Annotated in this window: 1 protein-coding gene and 1 pseudogene; both read left to right on the top strand. The window is 67.3% G+C overall.

Annotated elements, in window-relative coordinates; all coding sequences use genetic code 11:
• Positions 1-1,444, top strand: a pseudogene (locus AC1DU6_RS29645) (hypothetical protein); the annotation flags it as partial.
• 12 nt (positions 1,445-1,456) lie between these two features.
• Positions 1,457-1,838 (top strand): hypothetical protein (locus tag AC1DU6_RS29640; RefSeq protein ID WP_477861589.1); only part of this gene is annotated, 382 nt, incomplete at its 3' end.

Below are 1,838 nucleotides of genomic sequence, written 5' to 3'. Positions count from 1 at the left end.
GAAGAACACCGTCCAGGCCTCGACGGTGATCCCAGCGGGCTTTCGCCAGCAGGTCAACGCCGTGGTGGCCCAGGCCCTCACGGTGCTGGACTCCATCAAGCTCATCGCCGGCCTCGTCGGCCATGGCAAGACGCTGTTCGACGCGCTGAAGAACCTGCTGGACAACCCCGCGCCCGGCCAGTCCCTGGGCGAGCTGATCACCAAGCCGGCCGAGCTCGCACCCAAGGTGGAGGCCGTCAAGAACGCGCTCGGCGCAGTGAAGGGCGACGTCGCCGCCTTCCCGCTGCTCGAAGGGCCGCCGCGCAAGACCCTGCTCGACATCCTGGGTGTGGTGGAGGACGCCCTGGGCGCGGTGGGCCCCTTGCTGCAGATGCTGGAGAACCTGCTCGGCGAGGAACTCGTCGTGCGCTTCGACTGGAAGCCCGAGATCAAGAGCTGGGGCTTCGATCCGGCCTCACCGCTCTTCGTCGTGCACGACAAGCACGCCTTCATCGTCGCCGTCGAGGCGCGCATGAAGAAGAGCGGCGGCGCGCCGAAGATCCAGGTGCTGTGCGGCCTGCACCATTTCGACCTCGTCCTCATCGCGCCGGCCAGCTTCATCGAGCTGAACTTCGAGAAGATCGAGTTCAGCGTCGACAGCAGCGCCAAGATGAACGTCGACGTGATGCTGTCGGGCATCAAGTTCGTCGGCCCGCTGTCCTTTGTCGAGACGCTGCGCGACCTGATCCCGCTCGACGGCTTCTCCGACCCGCCGTACCTGGACATCACGGCCCAGGGCATCGACGCCGGCTTCGACGTGGCCCTGCCCGCCATCACCTGCGGCGTGCTCAACCTCAGCAACGTGAGCCTCGGCGCGGGCTTCACGGTGCCCTTCATCGGCCAGCCGCTGTCGGTGCGCTTCAACTTCTGCACCCGCGAGCAGCCCTTCCACCTGACGGTCTACGTCTTCGGCGGCGGCGGCTTCTTCGGYATCACGCTGGACCCCAAGGGCGTGCAGATCCTGGAGGCGGCCTTCGAGTTCGGCGCCGCCATCAGCATCGACTTCGGCGTCGCCTCCGGCGGCGTGTCGGTCATGGCCGGCATCTACTTCCGCATGGAGGCCGATGCGGCCAGCCTGACGGGCTATTTCCGCCTCGAAGGCCATGTGGACGTGCTGGGCCTGATCACCGCGTCGCTGGAGCTCTACCTCGAGCTGCGCTACGAGTTCGAGACCGGCAAGGCGGTGGGCAAGGCGACGCTCACCATCGAGATCGAGGTGTTCATCTTCTCGGGCAGCGTGACGATCAGTTGCGAGAAGAAGTTCGCCGGCAGCAACGGCGACCCGACGCTGCGCCAGCTGCTGGGCCTGTCGGCCGACCCGACGCTCGCGCTGGCCGCCGAGCTGGCCGCCATCGACGACAGCACGCGCTACGGTTGGCGTGACTACTGCGAGGCCTTCGCCTGAAGGAGCGACAACATGGCAAAACAAACGCTTCTTTGGACGGTGCTTCCCAACGGCCAACGCGGCGGACGCTGGTGCGTCTCCGTCGTCATCTCGCCTCGGCTGGAACCCGGCAGTGTGGCGGAGCGCCTGCTGGGCAACCCCGCCTGGCAGCCCTGGGCCGACTGGCCCAGCACGGCGGCTGGGCTGAAACTGGAACTGGTGCTGCCCAACGGCGCCGTGCCGCTGCAGCCCTTTGTTGCGGCGCCCGAGCTCAAGCCCGACAGCGCGCTGTGGAAGCAGCTCTTCCCGGCCGACCTGCCGGTGGCGCCCTTCACCTTCATGGACATCTCGGCCAAGAACCTGCGCTCCTACCCGGTGCGCAGCGTGCTGGGCCTGCTGCGCCAGCACTACACCC

The organism is Roseateles sp. P5_B10, assembly GCF_056400485.1.
Note: the sequence above shows the minus strand (reverse complement) of the source record. Positions and strands in the feature narration are given on the sequence as shown.